The sequence below is a fragment of the Pseudomonas sp. TE50-2 genome, from assembly GCF_040813665.1.
Classification (GTDB): Bacteria; Pseudomonadota; Gammaproteobacteria; order Pseudomonadales; family Pseudomonadaceae; genus Aquipseudomonas; species Aquipseudomonas soli.
This window is the reverse complement of record NZ_JBFNXN010000001.1, coordinates 4,764,602-4,788,195: the sequence shown is the minus strand read 5'-3', so window position 1 is coordinate 4,788,195 and position 23,594 is coordinate 4,764,602. Positions and strand designations below refer to the sequence as shown.

19 protein-coding genes are annotated in these 23,594 nt (G+C 64.6%); 13 read left to right on the top strand and 6 right to left on the bottom strand.

Annotated elements, in window-relative coordinates:
* Window positions 1-262 precede the first annotated feature (262 nt).
* The 4 genes from AAHK21_RS21935 (at window position 263) to AAHK21_RS21920 (ending at window position 4,121) form a co-directional block, all read left to right on the top strand.
* Entirely contained in the window at window positions 263-616 is a 354-nt protein-coding gene (locus AAHK21_RS21935; protein WP_046854744.1) for a hypothetical protein, read from the top strand.
* 123 nt (window positions 617-739) lie between these two features.
* The gene (locus AAHK21_RS21930) at window positions 740-1,450 is read left to right on the top strand and encodes a FadR/GntR family transcriptional regulator (RefSeq protein ID WP_046854743.1); all 711 of its coding nucleotides are present in this window, start codon (window positions 740-742) and stop codon (window positions 1,448-1,450) included.
* Between the two features lie 102 nt (window positions 1,451-1,552).
* Complete coding sequence (gene lhgO / locus AAHK21_RS21925; protein WP_367858312.1) at window positions 1,553-2,746, top strand: L-2-hydroxyglutarate oxidase; 1,194 nt, start codon at window positions 1,553-1,555, stop codon at window positions 2,744-2,746.
* Window positions 2,747-2,792: 46 nt separating this feature from the next.
* Entirely contained in the window at window positions 2,793-4,121 is a 1,329-nt protein-coding gene (locus tag AAHK21_RS21920; protein WP_046854741.1) for an MFS transporter, read from the top strand.
* Between the two features lie 312 nt (window positions 4,122-4,433).
* On the opposite strand, the gene AAHK21_RS21915 is transcribed toward AAHK21_RS21920, so the two are convergent.
* From AAHK21_RS21915 to AAHK21_RS21905, 3 genes are all read right to left on the bottom strand, one after another.
* A complete protein-coding gene (locus tag AAHK21_RS21915) occupies window positions 4,434-5,612 on the bottom strand; it encodes an integrase core domain-containing protein (protein ID WP_367856464.1) in 1,179 nt (392 codons plus the stop codon).
* Window positions 5,613-5,786: 174 nt separating this feature from the next.
* A protein-coding gene (locus tag AAHK21_RS21910) for an IS3 family transposase (RefSeq protein WP_367856463.1) occupies window positions 5,787-7,150 on the bottom strand; the annotation gives its coding sequence in 2 pieces (ribosomal slippage) (window positions 5,787-6,685 and window positions 6,685-7,150; 1,365 coding nt in all).
* 307 nt (window positions 7,151-7,457) lie between these two features.
* Window positions 7,458-8,585, bottom strand: a complete 1,128-nt coding sequence (locus AAHK21_RS21905; RefSeq protein ID WP_367856616.1) for an IS481 family transposase — start codon at window positions 8,583-8,585, stop codon at window positions 7,458-7,460.
* A 557-nt stretch (window positions 8,586-9,142) separates the two neighbouring features.
* Between AAHK21_RS21905 and AAHK21_RS21900 the strand changes: the two genes are divergently transcribed.
* From AAHK21_RS21900 to AAHK21_RS21860, 9 genes are all read left to right on the top strand, one after another.
* On the top strand, window positions 9,143-10,102 hold the full coding sequence (locus AAHK21_RS21900; protein WP_011532987.1) for a MoxR family ATPase: 960 nt from the start codon (window positions 9,143-9,145) through the stop codon (window positions 10,100-10,102).
* A 4-nt stretch (window positions 10,103-10,106) separates the two neighbouring features.
* On the top strand, window positions 10,107-11,051 hold the full coding sequence (locus AAHK21_RS21895; RefSeq protein ID WP_367858311.1) for a DUF58 domain-containing protein: 945 nt from the start codon (window positions 10,107-10,109) through the stop codon (window positions 11,049-11,051).
* Complete coding sequence (locus tag AAHK21_RS21890) at window positions 11,048-11,542, top strand: DUF4381 domain-containing protein (protein ID WP_046854739.1); 495 nt, start codon at window positions 11,048-11,050, stop codon at window positions 11,540-11,542. Before AAHK21_RS21895 ends, AAHK21_RS21890 begins: the two co-directional genes overlap by 4 nt.
* Window positions 11,535-12,611 (top strand): VWA domain-containing protein, encoded by a 1,077-nt coding sequence (locus tag AAHK21_RS21885; RefSeq protein ID WP_046854738.1) that lies wholly within the window; start codon window positions 11,535-11,537, stop codon window positions 12,609-12,611. Before AAHK21_RS21890 ends, AAHK21_RS21885 begins: the two co-directional genes overlap by 8 nt.
* Entirely contained in the window at window positions 12,608-14,326 is a 1,719-nt protein-coding gene (locus AAHK21_RS21880) for a tetratricopeptide repeat protein (protein WP_367858310.1), read from the top strand. Before AAHK21_RS21885 ends, AAHK21_RS21880 begins: the two co-directional genes overlap by 4 nt.
* Window positions 14,323-15,948, top strand: a complete 1,626-nt coding sequence (locus AAHK21_RS21875) for a BatD family protein (RefSeq protein WP_367858309.1) — start codon at window positions 14,323-14,325, stop codon at window positions 15,946-15,948. The genes AAHK21_RS21880 and AAHK21_RS21875 overlap by 4 nt, the downstream gene beginning before the upstream one ends.
* A gap of 96 nt (window positions 15,949-16,044) precedes the next feature.
* A complete protein-coding gene (locus AAHK21_RS21870) occupies window positions 16,045-17,283 on the top strand; it encodes an exonuclease SbcCD subunit D C-terminal domain-containing protein (protein ID WP_367858308.1) in 1,239 nt (412 codons plus the stop codon).
* Window positions 17,280-20,924 (top strand): AAA family ATPase, encoded by a 3,645-nt coding sequence (locus AAHK21_RS21865; protein ID WP_367858307.1) that lies wholly within the window; start codon window positions 17,280-17,282, stop codon window positions 20,922-20,924. Before AAHK21_RS21870 ends, AAHK21_RS21865 begins: the two co-directional genes overlap by 4 nt.
* Complete coding sequence (locus AAHK21_RS21860) at window positions 20,921-21,517, top strand: glutathione S-transferase (protein ID WP_367859018.1); 597 nt, start codon at window positions 20,921-20,923, stop codon at window positions 21,515-21,517. The genes AAHK21_RS21865 and AAHK21_RS21860 overlap by 4 nt, the downstream gene beginning before the upstream one ends.
* Before the next feature lie 217 nt (window positions 21,518-21,734).
* Here the strand turns inward: AAHK21_RS21860 and AAHK21_RS21855 are convergent, their stop codons facing one another.
* From AAHK21_RS21855 to AAHK21_RS21845, 3 genes are all read right to left on the bottom strand, one after another.
* Window positions 21,735-21,911 carry a hypothetical protein gene (locus tag AAHK21_RS21855; protein ID WP_367858306.1) on the bottom strand — a complete coding sequence of 59 codons (177 nt, stop codon included), beginning with the start codon at window positions 21,909-21,911 and terminating at the stop codon, window positions 21,735-21,737.
* Window positions 21,912-22,142: 231 nt separating this feature from the next.
* Complete coding sequence (locus tag AAHK21_RS21850; protein WP_367858305.1) at window positions 22,143-23,273, bottom strand: lactonase family protein; 1,131 nt, start codon at window positions 23,271-23,273, stop codon at window positions 22,143-22,145.
* A complete protein-coding gene (locus AAHK21_RS21845) occupies window positions 23,239-23,529 on the bottom strand; it encodes a DUF5629 family protein (RefSeq protein ID WP_367858304.1) in 291 nt (96 codons plus the stop codon). The genes AAHK21_RS21850 and AAHK21_RS21845 overlap by 35 nt, the downstream gene beginning before the upstream one ends.
* Window positions 23,530-23,594 lie beyond the last annotated feature (65 nt).

Genomic DNA, 23,594 nt, shown 5'->3' with positions numbered 1-23,594 from the left:
AGGTGAAGCGTCGCGTACATGCGCCTTGTACGGATCAACCATAGCCAACCCGTGGCAAGACAGAAGCGTTGGGTGCCTGCAAAAGCGACTGCCAGGTGGCTGTGCCTTTACGGGAACCCATCGACAGGGCAGCTTAACGACTGAACGGTCACTTGGGCTTGCAGCGCTGCGACAATTTCGGTCAATGCGCGGTAACTTTACGTTTATCAGTGTGCGCAAGGCTGTCAGAATTCCTTTTCATATCCATTGATCCGAGTGCGCCATGCAATTGAAAACCGCCCTGCTCTTCGCCACCCCCTGCGACGACGAGGAAGACAACATGGCGACCCTGTGCTGCCACAGCGACAAGGGCCAGATGTTCCTGCTGACCCGCTACCCGGACGAGGACACCGTCGACCTGACCCTGGACGACGAGCCATCGACACTGGACGGGCTGAAGGTGACCTTGAGCGCCACCCGCCTGCTGATCGAAGTGGCGGCCGGGGATCGCGACGCGCTGAAGGGCGACGAGGAACTGGAGATCATCCTGACTACCTCGGGCAGCGACCTGGAAGAAGTCGCGCTGACCTTGCGCAACATCCTCGACGGCACCGGGACCTTCGTGTCCGAGGTCTAGACCGGTCATTCGGGCCTCCTCGCGGGGGCTTGAGTCTTCCGCGATGAAGGCACAACACCATTGACAGCCGAAGGCGCGAGCAGGCATTGTCTGACAACCTGACCAATAGGCACCCGCACGTCCATGCTAGAGCTCCAGCGCCCCGACACCCTCGTTGAACGCGTCGTCAGCGCCATCCGCGCCGAGATCGATGCCGGTCGCCTGGCCGCCGAGTCGCGCCTGCCTACCGAACAGCAACTGGCCGAACAGCTCAATGTCAGCCGCTCGGTGGTGCGCGAGGCGGTGGCGCAGCTCAAGGCCGACGGCGTGCTGATCGCTCGCCGCGGGCTCGGTTCGTACATCTCGCAGACCCCCAATGGCACGGTGTTCCGCTTCCCCGGCAGCAACGGGCGCAAGCCGGACCTGGTGCAGATGTTCGAGATGCGCCTGTGGATCGAGACCCAGGCCGCCGCCATCGCCGCCCGCCGCCGCGACGCCGACGACCTGCAGCGCATGGCCGCGGCCCTAGGCACCATGGAAGACCCGCGCAGCGACTTCGCCACCGCCGCGGCCGCCGACGTGGCCTTTCACCGTGCCATCGCCGACGCTGGCAAGAACGACTATTTCGTCGCCTTCCACGATTTCCTCGGTGGCCAGCTGGCCGCCGCACGCCGCACCGCCTGGGAAAACTCCGCCACGCCAGCGGTAGGCGGCTCGGCTGACGCCCTGCGTGAGCACCGGGCGTTGTACCAGGCCATTGCCGACGGTGACCGCCATGCGGCCGCCGCCTGCGCCGAAGCCCACCTGCGCGCCTCGGCCAAGCGCCTGAAACTCGACCTCCCCGACCTCGACTGACCCCGGAGAACCCTATCGCGACCTGGCGAGTTTTTTACGCGCACTACTTAGTCTGACAACCTGATAAGCAGATTCACCGACAAGAATTCCAAGGTACCCTGCATGACCTACGACTACTGCATCATCGGCGGCGGCATCGTCGGCCTCGCCACCGCGATGGCCCTGCTCACCCGTCGCCCCGGCGCCTCGCTGCTGATCCTGGAAAAGGAAGCCAGCCTCGGCCGCCACCAGACCGGCCACAACAGCGGTGTGATCCATGCCGGTATCTACTATGCCCCCGGCAGCCTCAAGGCCGACCTGTGCAAGCGCGGCGCCCAGGCCACCAAGGACTTCTGCGCCGAGCACGGCATCGCCTTCGAGGTCTGCGGCAAGCTGCTGGTGGCCTCCAACGACCTGGAGGTGCAGCGCATGCAGGCGCTGTACGAGCGTTCGCAACAGAACGGCCTGAAGGTCGAGCGCCTGGACGCCGGCGCCCTGCGTGAACGCGAGCCGAACATCGTCGGCAAGGGCGCGCTGTTCCTCGATGCCACCGGTATCGTCGACTACCAGCAGGTATGCGACGCCATGGCCAAGGTGATTCGCCAGGCCGGGGGCGAAGTGCGCCTGTCCACCGCCGTGCACGCCATCCAGGAGCATGCCGATCATGTCGCGGTCAGCACCGACGGCAACACCTGGCGCGCCCGCCAACTGGTGGCCTGCGCCGGCCTGCAGTCCGACCGCCTGGCGCGCCTGGCCGGGGTGAAGATCGACCACCAGATCATCCCCTTCCGCGGCGAGTACTACCGCTTGCCGGCGAGCAAGAATCAGATCGTCAACCACCTCATCTACCCGATCCCCGATCCGGAGCTGCCGTTCCTTGGCGTGCACCTGACGCGGATGATCGACGGCAGCGTCACCGTCGGCCCCAACGCGGTGCTCGGCTTTGGCCGGGAAAACTACCGCAAGTTCTCGGTGAACTGGCGCGACGTCGCCGAGTACGCACGCTTCCCCGGCTTCTGGAAAACCATCTGGAACAACCTCGGTTCCGGCACCGCCGAGATGAAGAACTCGCTGTTCAAGCGTGGCTACCTGGAGCAGTGCCGCAAGTACTGCCCGTCGCTCCAAGTCGAGGATCTGCTGCCCTATGAGGCCGGCATCCGCGCCCAGGCGGTGATGCGCGACGGCTCCCTGGTGCACGACTTCCTGTTCGCCGAGACGCCGCGCATGGTGCACGTGTGCAACGCACCGTCGCCGGCCGCCACCTCGGCCATCCCCATCGGCCAGATGATCGCCGAAAAGATCCTCGAGGCCCGCTGAAGCACCTGCTGCATCCACAACTACAAAGACAACAAGGAAACCTCAGATGTCGGTATACGAGACGGCCCCGGCCGCGCCGGAAACCCCCGAACAGCAACGCAAGCGCCTGCGCAAGGTGGCGGCAGCGACCATCTTCGGCTCGATGCTGGAGTGGTATGACTTCTACCTCTACGCGACCATGGCCGCGATCGTCTTCTCGAAGATCTTCTTCGACCCGAGCAACCCGGCGGTGGCCTCGCTGCTGGCATTTTCCACCTTCGCCATCGGTTTCATCGCCCGCCCGTTCGGCGGTGTGCTGTTCGGCTACCTGGGTGACCGTTTCGGGCGCAAGCATGTGCTGGTGATCACCTTTTGCATGATGGGCCTGTGCACCATGCTGATCGGCCTGATCCCCGGCTACGCAACCATTGGCATCTGGGCGCCGATCCTGCTGGTGATCATCCGCATCATCCAGGGCCTGGGCGCTGGGGCCGAACTTTCCGGCGCGGCAGTGACCTCCTACGAGCACGCCAGCGAAGGCAAGCGCGGCAGCCAGGGTGCCTGGCCGGCGCTGGGGCTGAACCTGGGCCTGCTGCTGTCGTCGCTGACCGTGTACCTGCTGACCATGAACGGCAACGAATTCCTGCTGGCCGGCGGCTGGCGCATCCCGTTCATCGCCAGTATCGCCCTGGTAGCGGTGGGCCTGTGGGTGCGCAAGAGCATCCCCGAGACCCCGGACTTCAAGGAGCTGGACAAGGCCGATGACAAACCGCAGGTGTCGCCGCTGAAGCTGCTGTTCAGGAACGACCTCAAGGGCCTGGCCGTGGTGTTCTTCGTGGCGGTGGGCTACAACGCCCTGAGCTATATCTTCAAGACCTTCTCGCTGGCCTACCTGACCCAGTTCAAGGGCGTCGAGGCGCATGTCACCTCGCTGTCGGTGACCCTGGCCAGCCTGGTGGCGATCTTCGCCGTGCCGTTCTTCGGCTGGCTGTGCGACAAATGGAGCAGCAAGACCGTGCTGATGCTCGGTGGCGTGCTGTCGGCTCTGTTCGCCTTCCCGTTCCTGCAACTGCTGTCGACTGGCGAGCCGATGATGATCTATTTGGCCATCGCCGTGGGCACCGGGATCCTGGCGCCGATGATGTTCGCCCCGCAGGGGTCGTTCCTCAGCCGGCAGTTCCCCACGCAGACGCGCTCGTCCGGGTTCGGCACCGGGCGAGAGGTCGGTACCGCGGTGGCCGGCGGCCTGGCGCCGTTGGGCGGGCTGGCGCTGGTGGCAGGTTCGGCGACTCATTCAACCGATGGCGTGGCGATGATTCTGGCGGTGGCCGGAGTGCTGGTGGTGGTGTTTGCGTTCTTTGACCAAGGGTGGCGGCATTCGAAGGCGAAGAACTAAACGAAGCCGCGATCCGATCTTGATCTTGATCTTGATCTTGATCTTGATCGCAAGATTAACTGCGTAGTCCCTAGCGACTAGCTGCGTTAGTGCAGGCGCCGCCCGTAACTTCGCGACTTCAGGAGGCCGAACGGAGGTCTTGCGGAGGGAGGTGACGGGCATGGATGCCCGTCAAGCGCTGCGCCCCAGGATGGGGCGTTCAGCGCGGTCCTCCCGGGAGCAAGGCCGGAGTGAGGGAACCCGGAGCGAAGCGGAGGGCCGGATGAATGGAGCGATGTACGGATCACCCACATGGGTTACACAAAAGTTCACTCACATAGGTGACAACACCTTGAGTGTTACATAACCATCAGTGGCATCCCGCACATCGACCCTGCCAAGGATGATGGGGCCGAAAATAACATCCCAGATGCCATCCCCAACCTGCTCCAGTCCAATGGTCTGGTGCTTGAGCACATAACCTACGTAGATCCTCAAGCCCCGGCGATTGATGATGCCGGAGCTATCAGCCGGCAAGCTCTCGATATGACTGGGATAGGTCATTTCGGGGAGCTTTTCAGGGAATGGGCGTGGAGATGGCTGGTAGCAAGACGCCGGTGTTTTCTGCTTCAGCGCTTCATGCAAGCGCTCATGATTGTAGTGCTGCCGAAAGCGATCAAAGTGCCGTTGTTGAGCCTCCCAGGCCACTGCCGGCGGCGATGGGAGCGTGCTTTTGAGCGTTCGATGCATGCGCTCGTGGCGGCCATTTTGTTCAGGCCGACCAGGCGCAATACGCTCGGGAATGATGCCTAGACGCAGCCACCAGATCGACAGCTGAGAAAGTCCCGCACGCCCCTTACTGGCAAACGGCACACCGTTATCGGTACGAATCCGCTCAGGCAAGCCATTCTCTCGGAACACTTGGGTGAAAACGGCCTGGGTTTCCAGCAGGTTGGTATTGGGCATGCTGTGACAGGCGAGCAGGAAACGACTGGCGTGATCCATGATCGTCAGCGGATAGCACCAGACGCCTGCACCTGTCAGGAATTGACCTTTGTAGTCCGCACTGAACAGCTGGTTAGGCGACTCGGCCTTCTCCAGGGGCTTGGGATAGACCGCTACACGCTGACGTAAGCGGCGTGGTTTGACCAATTCGGCTTTCTTGAGGATGTTGTAGATCGCTGTCTTCGAGGGCGGCGCCTGATCAGGGAAACGCTCCTGCAGCGCAGCCTGGATCTTTTTCGGCCCCGGTTCCGTTTCGCCTCGACTGCGCAATTCGATGATGGCTTCGCGAACTGCGGCGGGTACGACCCAATCCTGGTTCAACCGGCGGCGGCTGCGTTCTTCCAGCCCCGAAGGCCCCTCTTTCTCATATCGCTCGACCCATTTGTAGCCGGTCTTTCGGCTGATCTCGTAGGCCTGGCACAGGGCGCTGAAGCTGGGCGGCCCCTGCAGGTAATCCGCGATGAAAAGCATTTTAAGGTCCATAGGTTTCAGCTCTCGCCAAGGCATGGTCAGATCCTCGAAAACCGACCCTGCCAGTTAAAGACTGTTACCTATGTGCGTGAACTGATTTGTAACCCATGTGGGTGAGTCATACCCGCAGCGTTTTTTGGTTACTTTTTGTCGCGTTTGACAAAAAGTGACTCGCCGTTGAACTGACCCCCGAAAGTTGGACAGGTAGCGCTATGCGGCCAGCGCTTGGGTTCGGAATTCTACCGGACTCAAGCCATTCAGTCTGAGACTGATGCGTTCTTGGTTGTAGTAGGCGATGTAATCCTCTAGCCCTGATGCCAGTTGCTCAACACTTTCAAACGATTCCAGGTAAAAAAACTCGCTCTTGAGCGTGCCGAAAAAGCTTTCCATGGCGGCGTTGTCCAGGCAATTGCCCTTACGTGACATGCTCTGCTCGATATTCTTCCCAGCCAGCATATGCCGGTAAGTTGGCTGTTGATATTGCCAGCCTTGATCGGAATGCAGTATCGGTTTGTCACCTGGATTCAGCCGCTCGAAGGCTTGCTCCAGCATTGTCGAAACCATCTTGAACTCAGGACGCCGGTTGATCTGATAAGCAAGGATCTCGCCGTTGTACAGGTCCATCACAGGCGAGAGAAACAGCTTCTGCCCCTTTACCTTGAACTCTGTCACGTCGGTTGCCCATTTCTGATTGGGGGCTTCTGCCTTGAATTTGCGTTTGAGTAGATCAGATGCAACAACCCCCTCGGAGCCTCGGTACGAGCGATATTTCTTAACTTTGACCAGAGATTTGAGGTCCATCAACTGCATCAGTCGCTGCACCTTCTTGTGGTTGACCACCTCGCCATTGTGCCCGAGGACCGCAGTGATACGACGATAGCCGTACCGCCCCTTATGTCCGTGATAGAGGCTGTTGATGCGCTCTTTGAGAGCAGCATGCTTGTCAGCCACCAGCACTTTGCTTTGGTAATAAAAGGTACTGCGTGCCAGCCCTGCAGCACGTAGCAGCAGAGCAAGTCGATGCCCGCGCCTCAATCCTTGGATAGCCTGCGTTTTCTTGCCTGCGCAGTTCGAGGGTCCGCTTGGATCAAGGCATCGAGCTTTTTTAGATAAGCATTCTCCGCGCGCAGGTATTCCAGCTCTTCGAGCATTTGCTTTGGTGTCAGCTCGCTGTCCGCTGGGGTGGGCGGGCTTGTGCTGGACTGTTTTGATGGCTTGCGGGGCATGCTGAACTCTCGGGTACGGCGCGGGTGAAGGGCTTCTACTCCGCCTTTATCGTACAACCTTTTCCATTGCCTGATGCTACTCGGGCCGCGGATATCAAACTGCACGCAAGCTTGCTGGGCGGACAGTCCGTCTTGCTCAATGCACTGCAAAACCTTCAATTTGAACTGCGCGTCGTAGTGGCTGTACTTGGCAATCAAACCGGCTGCACCGTGTTGCTCGTAGCCCTTTACCCAGCGGCGTAACAGCGATGGACTCAGGTCATGCTTGAGCGCCACCTCATGAACACTGCGGGCAGAAAGGCACTCTTCGATGAGTGCCTGCTTGAGTGCCAGGTTGTATTTCGTCATGGAACACCCTCCGGTTGGGGATAAGGTGTCCAACTTTCGGGGGTCAGTTCACGTAAGGGCGAAAAGGTGACTATGCGTCAGTACAGCTAATGAATGCGCTTACAACTGTGAAAACCCGCACCAATCGCATTTGACTTTGACTTTGACTTTGACTTTGACTTACACAGCGTGTGTCTTGAAAGTTATATGCGCATTCATTCGCCATGTCGACGCATAGTCACCTTTCCGCCCTTACGGCGGGTCCCTTTTGAAGGATTGTATGGACTTGAGACATCGCTGACACATGTGCGGGGACATGGTGGACACATTATCGCTTACCGTCGGGGTTGTTGAAGTCGATGGTTCGCAGCTTGTGCTGGCAGAAGTAAACATCAAAATGGTCAGGCCCTTGATCGCTGCGGCGGAGCGCCAACACATAGCCTGCTAGCGCCTTGGCTATCCGAAATGAGCGTTTCTTGAAGCGGAACTGACTGCTGTAGGGTTTCACCAAAATATCATCGGGACCGTATTCAACGGACGGTAGACGGCTTGGGAAAGCCCGCCTGCTCATCTGATAGCGATCTGCCGGTACTTTGTAGCCCAGTTGCTGATGAGGACGCTTGTAGTTGTAAATGCCCCGCCAGAGGTCGAAAGCTTCCTGCGCTTCTCGCAGATCCCGAAAACTGCGCCCGGTTAGTACCTCGGCCTTGAGCGTCCGGTGGAATCGCTCATCCTTACCATTGGTTTGTGGGTGGCCTGGCCTGCTGAAAGTCAGTCGAATTCCCAGGCGAACCAACCAGATACCTAGCGGTGTGAGTTCTCCGGGATTTCTTGGCGCCCCCCAGGGCGAGCCATTATCCGCGTTGATCTGCACGGGCAGCCCATACCGGCTGAACAGATCGGTCAGGTGCTCCATGACCAACCCTGTGCGCTGATGTGCGCAGGCCTGTATCACAAGGTTAAAGCGTGAGTGGTCATCAATCAGCGTCAGCGGATAACAAGGTCCCTGAGCCGTTTGGAAGAAACCTTTAAAATCGATCTGCCACAGATCATTCGGGGCTTCGCGCTCAAAGCGTGTCCATGGTTTAGCAGCCTCGGAAGCCTCCGCGGTGATCAATCCATGCCGATGCAGGACATTGGTTACGGTACTGGCACAGATGCGCTGATCAAGCAGGTGACTAATCTTTCGACCACCCCACGTGGAGTGCTCCTTACGGATGGCAATCACTTCCTCTTCTAGCCCAGGCTGAGTCTTGCGAGGGCTGACGGCCGGCTTTCGAGAGCGCTCCTGCAAGCCGAGCAAGCCGTCCTGTCGAAATCGATTGAGCCATTTGTAACCCGTCTGAGGGCTAATGCCGAACCGACGGCATAGCTCCCTCATGTTGGCGTCCGGGTGATTGGCCAGGCTAACGAACTCTTCTCTTAAGCTCATGGCGTCTCTCGCGTTCCAAGGCATGGTCGTATTCCCGGCAGATTGCTTGCCGAAAAGTGTCAACCATGTCCCCGCACACGTGTCCACCATGTGTCCGGTCCATACAAAGGATCAAAAAGGAACCAAAAAATCCTCGCTCCATCATCCGGCCCCTACGCTTCGCTCCGGGGTCCCCTCACTCCGGGCTTGCTCCGGGAGGACGCGCCGACGGGCCATCCATGGCCTGATCGGCGCTTGACGGGCATCCATGCCCGTCACCTCCCTGCGCAAGCCCTCCGTTCGGCCTCCTGAAGTCGCAATTTGTGTCGCCTGAACTATCGCGCGCTTAGAAGCAAAAGCAAAAGCAAGGGCAACGGCAACGGCAAGAGCGGGATCGGGATCGGGATCGGGATCGGGATCGGGATCGGGATCGGGATCGGGATCGGGATCGGGATCGGGACAGTCTTGCTCCCCCAACCCATCCTTTACACGATTTTTGCAAACCCCCATTGGTCCCCGCCCCCCCGGATGGATTAAAGTATCCCCCCTCGCCCGGCATCCGCTCCCAGCGCGCCAGGGCCCATCCCCAGGAACCGTCAACGATGGAACACCGTGAGGCGCTGATCGCGCTGCGCACCTTTCTCTCTTCCCAGATCCTCGGCCAGGAAAAACTGGTCGAGCGCCTGCTGATCGTGCTCCTGGCCGACGGCCACATGCTGGTCGAGGGGGCCCCGGGCCTGGCCAAGACCAAGGCCATCAAGGAGCTCGCCGAGGGTATCGAGGCCCAGTTCCATCGCATCCAGTTCACCCCCGACCTGCTCCCGGCCGACATCACCGGCACCGAGATCTACCGCCCGGAAACCGGCAGTTTCGTGTTCCAGCAAGGCCCGATCTTCCACAACCTGGTACTGGCCGACGAAATCAACCGCGCACCCGCCAAGGTGCAGTCGGCCCTGCTCGAGGCCATGGCCGAGCGCCAGGTCAGCGTCGGGCGCAGCACCTACGAGCTGTCGCCGCTGTTCCTGGTGATGGCCACGCAGAACCCGATCGAGCAGGAAGGCACCTACCCGCTGCCCGAAGCCCAGCTCGACCGTTTCCTGATGCACGTGAAGATCGGCTTCCCCGATGCCGCCGTCGAGCGGCGCATCCTCCTGCAAGCGCGGGGCGAGGCCCTGGGCGGCGAGGTGAAGCCCGAGCGGCGGGTCAGCCAGCAGGCGATCTTCGCCGCGCGCAAGGAAATCCTCGGCCTGTACATGGCCGATGCGGTAGAGGAATACCTGGTGCAACTGGTGATGGCCACCCGCACCCCAGCCAAGTTCGACAGCGAACTGGCCGACTGGATCGCCTACGGCGCCAGCCCCCGTGGTTCGATCGCCCTCGACCGCTGCGCCCGCGCCCACGCCTGGCTGGCCGGGCGCGACTTCGTCAGCCCCGAGGATATCCAGGCGGTGCTGTTCGACGTGCTGCGCCACCGCATCATCCTGTCGTTCGAGGCCGAGGCGGCGGGGGTCGACCAGGACCGCGTGGTCCAGCGCATCCTCGACGTCGTCGCCGTCGCCTGATCCCATGCCCACCACGCAGCTGGCCGAACCCGGCATCCGCATCGGCCTGGCCGACCTGATCGACATGCGCCATCGCGTGCGCGAGATCCAGCTGTTCTCCCGGCCCGGCCAACGCAGCCCGCTGGTGGGCCTGCACCACTCGAAACTGCGTGGCCGCGGGGTGGACTTCGACCAGGTGCGGGTCTACCAGGCCGGCGACGATGTGCGCAACATCGACTGGCGTGTCACCGCCCGCACCCAGGAGCCGCACACCAAGCTGTTCCATGAAGAGCGCGAACGGCCGATCTTCATCATGGTCGAGCAGAGCCAGCGGCTGTTCTTCGGCTCCGGGCTGATGTTCAAGTCGGTGCTTGCCGCCCAGGCCGCTGCGCTGTTCGGCTGGGCCGCGCTGGGCCATAACGACCGTATCGGCGGGCTGGTGTTCGGCGACAACGAGCACCATGAGGTCAAGCCCAGGCGCAGCAAGCAGAGCCTGCTGCAACTGCTCAACCGCCTGGCCAAGATCAACCAGGCCCTGCACACCGAGGCCCAGCCCCAGGCCGACAGCCTGGGCCTTGCCCTGCGCCGGGCACGGGAGGTATTGCGCCCGGGCAGCCTGGCCATCGTCATCTGCGACGAACGCGCCCTCAGCGCCAGCGTCGAGCAGCACCTGGCCATGCTGTCACGGCACTGCGACGTGCTGCTGATGCCGGTCAGCGACCCGCTCGACCACGCCCTGCCCGCCGCCGGCCTGCTGCGCTTCGCCCAGCGCGGCGCGCAGCTGGAACTCGACACCCTCGACGCCAGCCTGCGCCAGGCCTACCGCCAGCAAGCCGAGGCACGCATCGAGCGCTGGGAGTTGCTGGCGCAGAAACTGCGCGTGGTGCTGATGCCGCTGAGCACCCAGAGCGAGATGATCGAGCAGTTGCGTGAATACCTGAATGCACAGCGCCCTGGAGGCGCGAAATGAACCCGCTGGACCAGCTGCAGCCGCTGATCGCGCCACCCGCCATCGGCCTGTGGCCGCCCGCGCCCGGCTGGTGGTTGCTGCTGGCCATGCTGCCCCTGCTCGGCTGGGGCGCCTGGCGCCTGCGCCACTGGCGCCCGGGCAAGCGCAAGGTGGTACGCGCCGAACTGCCGCTGGACCCGATCCGCGTCGAGGCCCTGGCCGAACTGGCACGCCTGCCGCGTCCCTATGACGGCGCGCCCGCCGGGGCCTGGCTGCAGCAGATCAATGCCCTGCTCAAGCGCCTGTGCCGTAATCACTACCCGGGGGCCAACAGCCATACCCTCAATGGCCGGCAATGGCTGGCGTTTCTCGACAACCGCTGCCCGGCCGCCGGCCTGACCCGCTGGATGGTGCTGGTCGAAGGCGCCTACAAGCCCGAGTGCAAGCTCGATGACAAGGCCATCGCCGGGCTCGCCCAGGCGGTCGAAACCTGGATCCGCAAGCATGTTTGAACTGGCCTGGCCGTGGATCTTCCTGCTGTTGCCGCTGCCCTGGCTGGCGCGCCTGCTGCTGCCGGCCGCGGACAGCGGCGAACCGGTGCTCAAGGTCGGCTTCCTTGACGAACTCGAGGGCCTGGCCGGGCGCCGTGCCCGCCTCAACCTGCCGACCTGGCGCCAGCAGGCGCCGTTCATCCTGATCTGGCTGCTGCTGTTGCTGGCCGCCGCCCGCCCACAGTGGCTGGGCGATCCGCTGCCGGTCTCGGCCAGTGGCCGCGACCTGCTGGTGGCGGTGGACGTGTCGGGCTCCATGGACTTCCCCGACATGCAGTGGAAGGACGACGAGATCAGCCGCCTGGACCTGGTCAAGGCATTGATGGGCGACTTCCTGCAGGACCGCCAGGGCGACCGCGTCGGCCTGATCCTGTTCGGCAGCCAGGCCTACCTGCAGGCCCCGCTGACCTTCGACCGGCGCACCGTGCGCACCTTCCTCGACGAAGCGCAGATCGGCATCGCCGGCAAGAACACCGCCATCGGCGACGCCATTGGCCTGGCCGTCAAACGCCTGCGCCAGCGCCCGGCGCAGAGCCGGGTACTGATCCTGATCACCGACGGCGCCAACAACGGCGGGCAGATCCACCCGCTGACCGCCGCGCGCCTGGCCGCCCAGGAAGGCGTGCGCATCTACACCATCGGCATCGGCGCCAACCCCGAGGCCAGCGGCACGCCGGGGCTGCTGGGCCTGAATCCGAGCCTGGACCTGGACGAGGCCGCGCTCAAGGAGATCGCCGAAATCACCCATGGCAGCTACTTCCGCGCCCACGACGGCGCCGAACTCGACGCCATCGGCGACACCCTCGACCAACTGGAACCGGTGGCCCAGCAGCCGACCCAGGCACGCACCGCCCATGAGCTGTACGCCTGGCCACTGGCACTGGCGCTGTTGCTCAGCGTGCTGCTGGTGGTGGCCGTGCAGTGGCCGGACAACCTGCTGCAACGCCTGCTGCGCAAACCGCGCTTCCTGCAGCCCCACCCGGAATGGCGCCAGCGCCTCAAGCGCCTGCGCCTGAGGAGGCGGCGATGATCGAACTCTGGCCGCAATGGCTACGCCCGCTCTGGCTGCTGGTACTGCCGCTGCTTGGCTGGCTGCTGTTCAAGCTCTGGCACCGACGCAAACGCGCCGGACGCTGGCAGTTGATCCTGCCGCAACCGTTCCACGCGGTACTGCTCGGCGGCGGCAGCGGCAGCACCAGCAAGCTGCCGTGGATCGCCCTGGGCCTGGCCTGGCTGCTGATCGTCCTGGCCCTGCTCGGCCCCAGCTGGCAACGCCTCGAAGAAACCCGTCAGCGCCCGGCCGACCCGCTGGTGATCCTGCTCGAACTGACGCCGCAGATGCTCGCCGAGGACAGCGCGCCGAACCGCCTGGAGCAGGCCCGACGCAAGGTGCTCGACCTGCTCGAGCATCGTCGCGACAGCCAGACCGCACTGATCGTCTACGCTGGCAGCGCCCACACCCTGGTGCCGTTGTCGGATGATCTGGGCACCACGCGCAACCTGCTCGAGGCCGTCGATCCATCGATCATGCCGCAGCCCGGCCAGCGCGCCGACCTGGCCGTGCGCAAGGGCCTGGCGCTGCTGGCGCAGAGCGGCCTGGGCCAGGGCCGCCTGCTGTTGATCGGCTCGTCGCTGAGCGAGCTTGAACGCGAAGGCATACGCCAGGCCCTGGGCCGCCAGGGCCCGAGCCTGCTGATGCTGGGTGTCGGCAGTGCCGAGGGCGCGCCGGTGCGCCAGGCCAATGGCGAATACCTCAAGGACGAACAAGGCGGCATCCTTTTGCCACGCCTGGACAGCGCCTCGCTGAAGACCTTCATCGGCTCGACCGGCGGCCGCTATCGCCATGCCCGCATCGACGACCTCGACCTGCGCGGCCTGGGCCTGTTCGACAACCCGCGCCTGCTGCACAACGATGGCCAGACCCTGCAACTGGACAGCTGGGCTGATGAGGGTTACTGGCTGCTACTGCCCCTGCTGCTGCTCGCCGCCTGCGCCGGCCGGCGTGGCTGGCTGTTCTGCCTCCCCCTGCTGCTGGCCCTGCCGCAGCCGAGCCAGGCCTTCGAGTTCAACGACCTGTGGCTGCGCCCCGACCAGCAAGGCCAGCGCCTGCTGGAACGGCAACGCCCCGCCGAGGCCGCCCGGTACTTCGCCGACAGCCAGTGGCGCGGCATGGCCCTGTACCAGGCCGGCGACTTCGAAGGCGCCGCCGCCGCGTTCGCCCAAGCCGGCACGGCAGCCGCCCACTACAATCGTGGTAACGCCCTGGCCCGCGCCGGCGAACTGGAAGCGGCGCTGGACGCCTACGAACAGGCACTGGAGCGCCAACCCGACCTGAAAGCCGCGCTGGACAACCAGGCGCTGGTCCAGCAACTGTTGCAACAGCGCCAGGCCAAGGCCGAGGAACAGCCGAACAACGCCGATGCCCGGGACACGCCCGGCAACGAGACCGAAGGCAACAGCAGCTCGACCAGCAGCCAGGCCCAGGGCGCTCCGGACAGCGACAACCCGGCACAAGGCCAGCAGAACGGCGACAGCCAGGGCAATTCCCAGGCTCCGTCCGGTACTGCCGGCGGCGATGACGACAGCATCACCCAGCCGCCCCAGCGGCCGCTCTCCACCGCCCTCGACGCCGAGCAGCGCCAGGCCCTGGAACAGTGGCTGCGGGAGATCCCCGACAATCCGGCGGAACTGCTGCGGCGCAAATTCTGGTATGAACAGCAATTGCATCAGGAAACCCCACGATGAGTCGCTTCGGCGTCTTTCTCCTAGGCCTGTTGTGGAGCCTCGCGGCCCAGGCCGAACCGACCCTGCAGGCCAGTGTCGACCGCACGCGCCTCGAGGCCGGCGAAACCCTGGAACTCACCCTCGAGAGCCAGGACGTGACCCAGTTCGGCAAGCCCGACCTGCGCACTCTCGAGCCGGATTTCGAGGTCCGCGGCACGCGCCAGCTCAACAGCCTGCACACCCTCGACGGCGAAACCCGCGCCAGCACCCGCTGGATCATCACCCTGCTGCCCCGACGCAGCGGCAGCCTGCGCATCCCCGAGCTGCAACTGGGTCAGTCGCACAGCCAGGCCATCGAGCTGCAGGTGCAGCAGGCCGACAGCCAGCGCCCGGACGCAGCCTCGCAAGTGTTCGTCGAGGCCACCCTGGACAGCAGCGCAGTCTATGTCCAGGCCCAGGCAGTGCTGACCCTGCGCATCTACCATTCGGTGGCGCTGTACGACGACAGCAACCTCAGCCCGCTGCAACTGGAGAACGCCAAGGTCGACCCGCTGGGCGAGTCGCGCACCTACGAGAAAGAAATCAACGGCGTGCGCCATGGGGTGATCGAGACCCGCTACGCCATCTACCCGCAGCAAAGCGGCAACCTTGACGTGCCGCCGCTGCGCTTCACCGCCACCGCCGCCGGTAATGGCGAGCAACCCGCCGGCACGCCAAGGGTCGGCCGCCAGGTGCAGGTCAGTTCGCTGCCGTTGCGCCTGACCGTCAAGCCGATCCCGGCCGGCTACCCGGCCGACCGCCCCTGGCTGCCGGCACGCAGCCTGACCCTGGAAGAACACTGGAACCCCGACCCGAACAGCCAGCCGACGCAGATCGGCGACTCGCTGACGCGCAACATCAGTGTGCGCGCCGAGGGCCTTTCAAGCACCCAGCTGCCGCCGCTGCCGGCCACCGAGGCCGCCGGCTTGCGCCGTTACCCCGACCAGCCGTTGCTGCGCAACGAGATCGGCGAGCGCGGCATGGTCGCCAACCGTGAGGAGCGCGAGGCGCTGGTGCCGACCCACGCCGGCGAGCTGGCCCTGCCGGCGCTGGAGGTGACCTGGTGGAACACCCGCGAGGACCACCTGGAGCACAGCAGCCTGCCGGCACGCACCCTGAACGTGCAGGACAATCCGGCGCTCAGCGCCGACACCCCGGTCGGCGACAGCAACATGGCCCCCAGCCTGCTCTGGCCCTGGCAGCTGGCTACGCTGGTACTGGCGCTGACCACCCTGCTCGGTTTCACCCTGTGGTGGCGGGCCCGTTCGCAACCGGCGGTACTGCGGGCGGCACAGACTGGCCCGAGCCCGCGCACGCTGCTCGACGACCTCAAGCGCGCCTGCCAGGCCAACGATCCGCAGGCCACTCGCCAGGCGCTGGACGCCTGGGCGCGACAGCAGCCGGAAACCCTGGCCGAGATGGCGGCGCGCTTCGTGCCGTTGTCCGATGCGCTGGATGGGTTGAACGGTGCGTTGTACAGCGAAAGCGGCCAGTACTGGCATGGCGACGAGCTGTGGCGCGCCATCGGCGCCATACCACCGGCCGAGCAGGTGCTGGCGCCGACGGGCGAGGCCAGTAGCCTGCCACCGCTGTATCCCAAGTAGCCTCATCGCGGGCCAAGCCCGCTCCCACAAGTCCGCGATGAGTTACCATACCGCCCAAATCCAAACGCCCCCTGCCGCTCACCCTACGGATCTTCCATGCGTCTGTTTCACACCTCCGACTGGCACCTGGGCCAGAGCCTGCATGGCCAGGAACGCGACTTCGAACACGCCTGCTTCCTCGACTGGCTGCTCGGCCAGCTGCGCCTGCGCCAGCCCGATGCGCTGCTGATCGCCGGCGACATCTTCGACACCGTCAATCCGCCGGTCAAAGCCCAGGAGCGCCTCTACGACTTCATCGTCCAGGCTCACGAGCAACAGCCCAAGCTGGACATCGTGATGATCGCCGGCAACCACGACTCCGGCTCGCGCATCGAGCTGCCGGCGCCATTGATGCGCCGCCTGCGCACCCACGCCCTGGGCCGCGTGCACTGGCTCGACGAGGGCCAGCTGGACGCCGAGCGCCTGCTGATCCCGCTGACCAACGCCCGTGGCAAGGTCGGCGCCTGGTGCCTGGCCCTGCCCTTCCTGCGTCCCGCCGAAGTCACCGGGCCGGCGCTGGGTGACGACTACCTGCAGGGCATCACCCAGGTCCACGAGCAGTTGATCGCGGCGGCACAGAAGAAACGCAAGAAGGACCAGGCGCTGGTCGCCATCAGCCATGCGCACATGGCCGGCGGCAGCATCTCGGAAGACTCCGAACGCAGCCTGATCATCGGCAATGCCGAGGCGCTGCCGGCGCGGCTGTTCGACAAGGCCATCAGCTATGTCGCCCTGGGCCATCTGCACAAGCCGCAGAAGGTCAACCGCGAGGATCGCATCCGCTACAGCGGCGCGCCGATCCCGCTCTCCTTCGCTGAAATCAACTACCCGCACCAGGTGCTGGAAGTGGAGCTGGAGGGCGCCGAACTGGTCAGCGTCGAGCCGCGCCCGGTGCCGCGTGCCGTGGCCCTGCAGCGGGTCGGCCCGGCACCGCTGGGCGAGTTGCTCGAACAACTGGGCCAGTTGCCGGTGATCGACCTGCTCGAAGACCCCAACCGCCAACCCTGGCTGGAGGTGCGGGTGCGCCTGGACGAGCCGCAGCCCGACCTGCGCCAGCAGATCGAGACCGCCCTGCAAGGCAAGGCTGTGCGCCTGGTGCGCATCAGCGCCGAGTATGCCGGCGCCGGGCGCCTGGAGGAGGATGAACAAGCCTTTGTCGAACTGGCGCAGCTGACCCCGCAGGACCTGTTCGGCCGTGCCTGGCAGCAACAGTACGGCAACCCCGCCGACGAGCAGGCCCTGGCCGACTTTGCCGAGCTGCTGCAGGACGTGCTGCAAGAAGAGGAACGACCATGAAGATTCTCGCCATCCGCCTGAAGAACCTGGCCTCCCTTGCCGGCCCCATCGACATCGACTTCACCGCCGAGCCCCTGGCCAGCGCCGGCCTGTTCGCCATCACCGGGCCGACCGGGGCCGGCAAGAGCACACTGCTCGACGCCCTGTGCCTGGCCCTGTTCGGCAGCGTGCCACGCCTGAACGATATCGCCCGGGAAGCCAAGGTGCCGGATGCCGACGGCGAGATCCCCACCTCCGACCCACGCAACCTGCTGCGCCGTGGCACCGGCAGCGGCTTTGCCGAGGTGGATTTCATCGGCATCGATGGCTGCCGCTACCGTGCCCGCTGGGAAGCCAATCGCGCCCGCGAGAAAGCCACCGGCAAGCTGCAGAACAGCCGCCAAAGCCTCTACGACCTGGACAGCGAGCAGTTGCTGGGTAGCGGCAAGAACGAATACAAGCAGCTGGTCGAGGCCCGACTGGGCCTGAATTTCGAGCAGTTCACCCGCGCGGTGATGCTGGCCCAGAGCGAGTTCGGCGCCTTCCTCAAGGCCGACGACCGCGAGCGCAGCGAGTTGCTGGAAAAGCTCACCAACACGGCGATCTACACCCGCCTCGGCCAGCGCGCTTTCAGCAAGGCTCGGGAAACCGGCGAGGTTCACAACGACCTGAAGAAGCAGGCCGAGCACCTGCTGCCAATGGACGCCGAAGCCCGCACTGCCCTCGACCAGGAACTGGAACTGGCCCAGCAACAGTTCAAGGCCGACCAGTCGCGCCAGCGCCTGCTCGAGCAACAGCGCACCTGGTTCGAAGAACAGCAGCGCCTGCAGGCCCAGCACCATGAGGCCGGCACTGCCCTGCAAGCCGCCGAGCAGGCGTGGCAGCAACTGGCCGAGCAGCGCGTCGACCTGCAACGCCTGGACCGCCTGGCGCCCCAGCGCCACCAGTTCCATCGCCAACAGCACCTGGCCGCGCAACTGGCCCCGGTGCAGGCGGATATCGACCAGCAACAACGCCAGCAAAGCGACCTGCAGCAACATATCGACGCACTGCAGCAGTCCCTCGAGGCCGCCCGCCAGCACCTGGGCCAACAGCAAGCCCTGCAAGGCGAAAACGCTCCACGCCTGCGCCAGGCCTTCGCCGCTCAAGGCGACATCGCACGCCTGGACAAGGACCTGGCTGAACAGCGCGAAGCCTGTAACCAGGTCGAGCAGGAGGCCAGCGCGGGCCAGCAGCAGCTGCAACAGCTGGAGGACCATCAGCAGCGCAGCCAACAGCAGCTGTCGCAGATGGATGCCGCCCTGGCCGAAAGCCAGCACCTGGGCGGCCTCGCCGACGCCTGGCAGGCCTATCTGCCGCAACTCAAGCAGGTCATGCTGATCGGCGGCCGCCTGGCCAAGGGCCGCGAAGAGCTGCCCGGGCTGCAGGCCCAGGCCAGCCAGGCCAACGCCCAACTGCAAGCGCAACGCGAGCATTTCGAACTGCTGTTCCGCGAAGCCGGTGCCGAACCCGATGCGTTGGTCGAGCAGGTCGATCTGCTCGGCGCCATGCTTCAGGACAACCGCAAGCAACAGCGCGCCGTCGAAGAGCTGAGCCGCCTGCATGGTCGCGAGCAGGAACTGCGCCAGGTCATCGCCGCCCTGCGTGAACGCCAGCAGCAAGCCATGCAGCGGCGCCAGCAACTGATCGGCGAAGGCACCGCGGCCAAGGCCGAGCTGGAAAGCGCCGAGCAAGCGCTGACCCTCACCCGTCAATTGCTCGAGCGCCAGCGCCTGGCGCGCAACACCAGCGTCGAGGAGCTGCGCGCGCAACTGCGCGATGGCGAGCCCTGCCCGGTCTGCGGTAGCGCCGAACACCCGTTCCACCAGCCCGAAGCGCTGCTGCACAGCCTTGGTCGGCACGACCAGGCCGAGGAAGAGGCGGCGCACAAGCAAGTCGAGCAGCTCAATGGCAAGCTGGTGGAACTGCGCACCGAACTGGGCGTGGTCAATGCCCAGCTCAAGGATTACCAGCAACAACAGCAGCAGCTCGGCGAGCAGTTGCAGCCTGTGACCGAACAGCTCCAGGCCCATGCCCTGTGGCCGGCGCTTGCCCCGCAGGACGACGCGGCCCGCGGCAAGTGGCTCGACGGCCAGTTACGCCGCCTCGGCGAGGAGATCGACCGCGACGAGAAGCGCCAAGGCGCCCTGCTCGCCCTGCAGAAGGATGCCGCTCGCCTTACCCAGCAATTGCAGGCCGCAGGCGAAGCCCAGCAACAGGCGCAGCGTCACCTCGACCAGCAGCACCAGGCCCTGGCCGCCGACGCTCAGCAACTGCAGCAAAGCCTCGACGACCTGGGCAGCGTGCTGCCCCAGGACATTCTCCAGGCCCTGCGCGACGACCCGGCCAACGCCTTCCTCGGCCTCGACCAGCAGATCGCCCAGCGCCGCCAACAACTCGACCTGCGCAAGGACGAGCAGGAAGAGCAACAGGCCCGTCAAGTCCAGCTCGACAAGCTGCGCGACCAGCAACAGGCACGCCTGCAAGGGCAGCAGCAACTGCAACAGAAACTCGCCGCACTCGACGCGCAACACCAGCAGGCCCGCGCCACCCTGGGCGAGCTGCTCGGTGAACAGCCCAGCGCCGAAGCCTGGCAACAGTACATGGACACCCAGCTGGAACAGGCGCGCAGCACCGAGGCCGACTGCGCCCAGAAGCTGCAAGCGCTGCACACCCAAAGCGTGCAGCTGGCCGCCGACCTCAAGGCCAACCAGCAGCGCCAACAGGCCCTGGAACAGGAGCATCAACAGTTGCAGGGCGAGATTGCCCACTGGCGCAGCGCGCACCCTGAGTTGGACGATGCCGGCCTTGACCGCCTGCTGGCCATCGACGATGCCCAGCTCGGTGAATTGCGTCAGCGCCTGCAAAGCGCGGAGAAGGCCATCGAACAGGGCCGCGTGCTGCTTCAGGAACGTGAACAACGCCTGCAGCAACATGCCAGCCTGGCCCACGGCGAATTGCCGGCGGAGGAACTGGAACAAGCACTCAGCGAGCTCCAGCAGCAGCTGGCCGCTCAAGAACAAGGCTGCGCCGAACTACGCGCGCGCCAGGCCGACGACCAGCGCCGCCAGCAGGCCAGCCAGGCCCTGGCCGAGCAGATCGAGCAGGCCTACCAGCAATGGCAGCGCTGGGCGCGCCTGAATGCGCTGATCGGCTCGGCCTCGGGCGATGTGTTCCGCAAGATCGCCCAGGGCTACAACCTCGACCTGCTGCTGCACCACGCCAACAGCCAGCTGCGCCAGTTGGCCAAACGCTACCGCCTCAAGCGCGGCGGCAGCGCGCTGGGCCTGCTGGTGCTGGACACCGAGATGGGCGACGAGCTGCGCTCGGTGCACTCGCTGTCGGGCGGCGAGACCTTCCTAGTCTCCCTGGCGCTGGCCCTGGGCCTGGCGTCGATGGCCTCCAGCACCCTGCGCATCGAATCGCTGTTCATCGACGAAGGCTTTGGCAGCCTCGACCCCGAGTCGCTGCAACTGGCCATGGACGCCCTCGACGGCCTGCAGGCCCAGGGCCGCAAGGTGGCGGTGATCTCCCACGTGCAGGAGATGCACGAACGCATCCCGGTGCAGATCCAGGTGCGCCGTCAGGGCAATGGCCTGAGCGATGTCGAGGTGTGCGGGTGATTCTCTACTCGTTCCGCCGCTGCCCCTGGGCCATGCGCGCACGCCTGGCGCTGCGCTACGCCGGGTGCGACGTGCAGGTGGTAGAGGTAATGATGAAGGAAAAGCCCGCCGAACTGCTGGCACTGTCGCCCAAGGGTACGGTGCCGGTGCTCGATACCGGGAATGGCGTGCTGGAGGAAAGCCTCGACATCATGCGCTGGGCGCTCGACCGGCACGACCCCGAAGACTGGCGCCTGCTGGCCGACCCGGCGGCCGCGCGCCACGCCGACGCGCTGATCGCCCGCAACGACAGCGCGTTCAAGGCGCAGGTGAACCTGTACAAGTATGCCGAACGCTATCCGGAGTATTCCCGGGCCCACTACCGCGCCCAGGCCGAGCCCTGGCTGGCCGAGCTGGAAAGCCTGCTCGAAGGCAGGCCCTGGCTACTCGCCGAGCACCCGAGCCTGGTCGACGCCGCCTTGCTGCCCTTGATGCGCCAGTTTGCCGGGGTCGAACCGCAATGGTTCGCCGAGGCTGCTTATCCGCAGCTGCGGAGCTGGCTTCAGGGCTGGCTGGGGTCATCTCTGTTCAAGGCCGTCATGGCAAAGCCATAGTGCCCCACGCGACACCCTGCAGACCGCAGGAAAAAGCGTCGTTCGTCCTGCGTTTTTTCCTGCGGTCCGCTACTCACAACGCCAGAATCGGCGCGGACATCAGCAACAGCACTACCGCCGTGATACGCCACATCATGCTCTGCCCCTTTGGCGAGTCAAAAATTTAGCGTCAAATTAAATCACATGGCTTTGTGCTATTACCAATGGCTTTACACACTCAATTGGAGTGCTTGCTCAAGGCGGCATGGAAATGCGCGCTCTGTTGCAGGTACTTCTGGGTGTAGCTGTGGGTGCTCGAGGCCTTGGCACCCTGCTCCGCCTGGGCGTGGGCTGGCAGAACGACGGAGGCAGAGATGGCGGAGGCGGCGATGAGTGGGAAGAGATTGAAGTTCATGCTGGCAGACCTCGACTTCGGTGGTTGACGTTGGCCCGTCGTGGGCCTTGGGTCAAAACTTACGCCGATGGGTCCGCCTGTAAAAATTCATTGCGGCAGTAGCCATTATCATGGCCATTGATAATTAAGGCGTGGGGGCAACCACGTGGGAGCGGGCTTGCCCCGCGATCGCAGGGCCGGCCTCATCGCGGGGCAAGCCCGCTCCCACGCCGGAGGTTTCAGCCCCTACCATTATTCGAGGAACTTGAGGTCCGAAGGCGCCTGCTGCGCCAACTTCTGCACGGTGTCCCCCAGCTTGCCGCTGCGCGGATCGCGGCGCATGACCACGATCTGGTTGCTCTTCTGGTTCGCCACCAGCAGGTAGTTGCCACTGGGGTCGAGGGCAAACTCGCGGGGATGGTCGCCCTCGACCGACCGGCGCTGCAGCAGTCTCAGTTGGCCGTCATCCTTGCCTACCGCATACACCACGATCTCGTTGGCGGTGCCGCGATTGCTGACATAGAGGAAGCGGCCATCGGCCGACAGGTGCAACCCGCCCGCGGCCCTGGCCGCTGCATCCTTGGTGTCGGTCAGCGGCACGCGCTGGCGCTCGGTCAGAGCACCGTCCTGCACATCGAATACCACCACCTCGGCGCTCATCTCCAGCGTCAGGTAGGCGTGCCGGCCCTTGGCGTCGAACAGCAGATGACGCGGGCCACTGCCCGGTGGCAACGCCACCGACGGCGGAATCGCCGGGCTCAGCGGATGCTCGGGGCTGGCGCCATCGTAGCGGTAGATGAACACCTTGTCCGCGCCCAGGTCGCTGGCATACAGGTGGCGGCCATCGGGCGACAGCACCAGCGAATGCACATGGGCACCGGCCTGGCGCTCGGGGTTGACCTTGCTTGGCGTGTGCCTAGCCTGCTGCACCACCGGTTTGAGCTTGCCGTCCCTGGCCACCGGGATCACCACCAGGCTGCCACCGGGGTCGGGAGCGACGGCGTAGTTGGCGACGAACAGGTAGCGCTGGTCATGGCTCAGGCTGGCGTGGGTCGGCTCGTCGCCCTGGCTGGGCACCTGGTTCAGCAGCTTGATCTCGCCCTTGCTGCTTAGCGAGAAGCTGCTGACATTGCCCTTGGGCGTTTCATTGACCGCGAACAGCTGGCGCTGGTCGGCAGACAGCACCAGCCACGAGGGACTGACGCTTTTGACCACCTGCCGAGGCTTGGCGTCGATCTGGCCAGTGCGAGCGTTGAAGTCGTAGCGGTAGATCCCTTCGCTGCCGTTGTCGGTGTAGCTGCCCACCAGCAACGTGGCGGCCTGGGCGTTGACTGACAAAGCCATGAGGCTAGCGGTCAGCAGGCGAGTCCATTTCCTGTTCATCGTCTTCTTCATCCGGGGCACGAAAAGCACTCATACAGACTAGACGATGCTCGCCTTCATCAGTGGCCAGGCTCCAGTCGTCGCCCGCGCCATTGGCGGCAGCGATCTGCTCGGGGGTGAAGGTCCAGCGGCGCAGTTGACGGCCGTCCATGCATTCGATGGTGAGGCCGGATTCGTCGAGGGTAAAGTCGAAGGCGTGCAGGCCGTCGATCAGGAGCATGTCGCAGGCTGCGAGGGCAGTGGCGAGGGTGGTCATGGTAATACCATTTCAGACAAAGGCCGCCATTATACGCAATCGCGGGTCAAGTCGCGTCGGCGGTG

Coding starts and splice junctions, on each gene's coding strand:
- AAHK21_RS21935 (WP_046854744.1), top strand. CDS start 263: ATGCAATTGAAAACCGCCCTGCTCTTCGCCACCCCCTGCGACGACGAG.
- AAHK21_RS21930 (WP_046854743.1), top strand. CDS start 740: ATGCTAGAGCTCCAGCGCCCCGACACCCTCGTTGAACGCGTCGTCAGC.
- lhgO (WP_367858312.1), top strand. CDS start 1,553: ATGACCTACGACTACTGCATCATCGGCGGCGGCATCGTCGGCCTCGCC.
- AAHK21_RS21920 (WP_046854741.1), top strand. CDS start 2,793: ATGTCGGTATACGAGACGGCCCCGGCCGCGCCGGAAACCCCCGAACAG.
- AAHK21_RS21915 (WP_367856464.1), bottom strand. CDS start 5,612: ATGCCTTGGCGAGAGCTGAAACCTATGGACCTTAAAATGCTTTTCATC.
- AAHK21_RS21905 (WP_367856616.1), bottom strand. CDS start 8,585: ATGCCTTGGAACGCGAGAGACGCCATGAGCTTAAGAGAAGAGTTCGTT.
- AAHK21_RS21900 (WP_011532987.1), top strand. CDS start 9,143: ATGGAACACCGTGAGGCGCTGATCGCGCTGCGCACCTTTCTCTCTTCC.
- AAHK21_RS21895 (WP_367858311.1), top strand. CDS start 10,107: ATGCCCACCACGCAGCTGGCCGAACCCGGCATCCGCATCGGCCTGGCC.
- AAHK21_RS21890 (WP_046854739.1), top strand. CDS start 11,048: ATGAACCCGCTGGACCAGCTGCAGCCGCTGATCGCGCCACCCGCCATC.
- AAHK21_RS21885 (WP_046854738.1), top strand. CDS start 11,535: ATGTTTGAACTGGCCTGGCCGTGGATCTTCCTGCTGTTGCCGCTGCCC.
- AAHK21_RS21880 (WP_367858310.1), top strand. CDS start 12,608: ATGATCGAACTCTGGCCGCAATGGCTACGCCCGCTCTGGCTGCTGGTA.
- AAHK21_RS21875 (WP_367858309.1), top strand. CDS start 14,323: ATGAGTCGCTTCGGCGTCTTTCTCCTAGGCCTGTTGTGGAGCCTCGCG.
- AAHK21_RS21870 (WP_367858308.1), top strand. CDS start 16,045: ATGCGTCTGTTTCACACCTCCGACTGGCACCTGGGCCAGAGCCTGCAT.
- AAHK21_RS21865 (WP_367858307.1), top strand. CDS start 17,280: ATGAAGATTCTCGCCATCCGCCTGAAGAACCTGGCCTCCCTTGCCGGC.
- AAHK21_RS21855 (WP_367858306.1), bottom strand. CDS start 21,911: ATGAACTTCAATCTCTTCCCACTCATCGCCGCCTCCGCCATCTCTGCC.
- AAHK21_RS21850 (WP_367858305.1), bottom strand. CDS start 23,273: ATGAACAGGAAATGGACTCGCCTGCTGACCGCTAGCCTCATGGCTTTG.
- AAHK21_RS21845 (WP_367858304.1), bottom strand. CDS start 23,529: ATGACCACCCTCGCCACTGCCCTCGCAGCCTGCGACATGCTCCTGATC.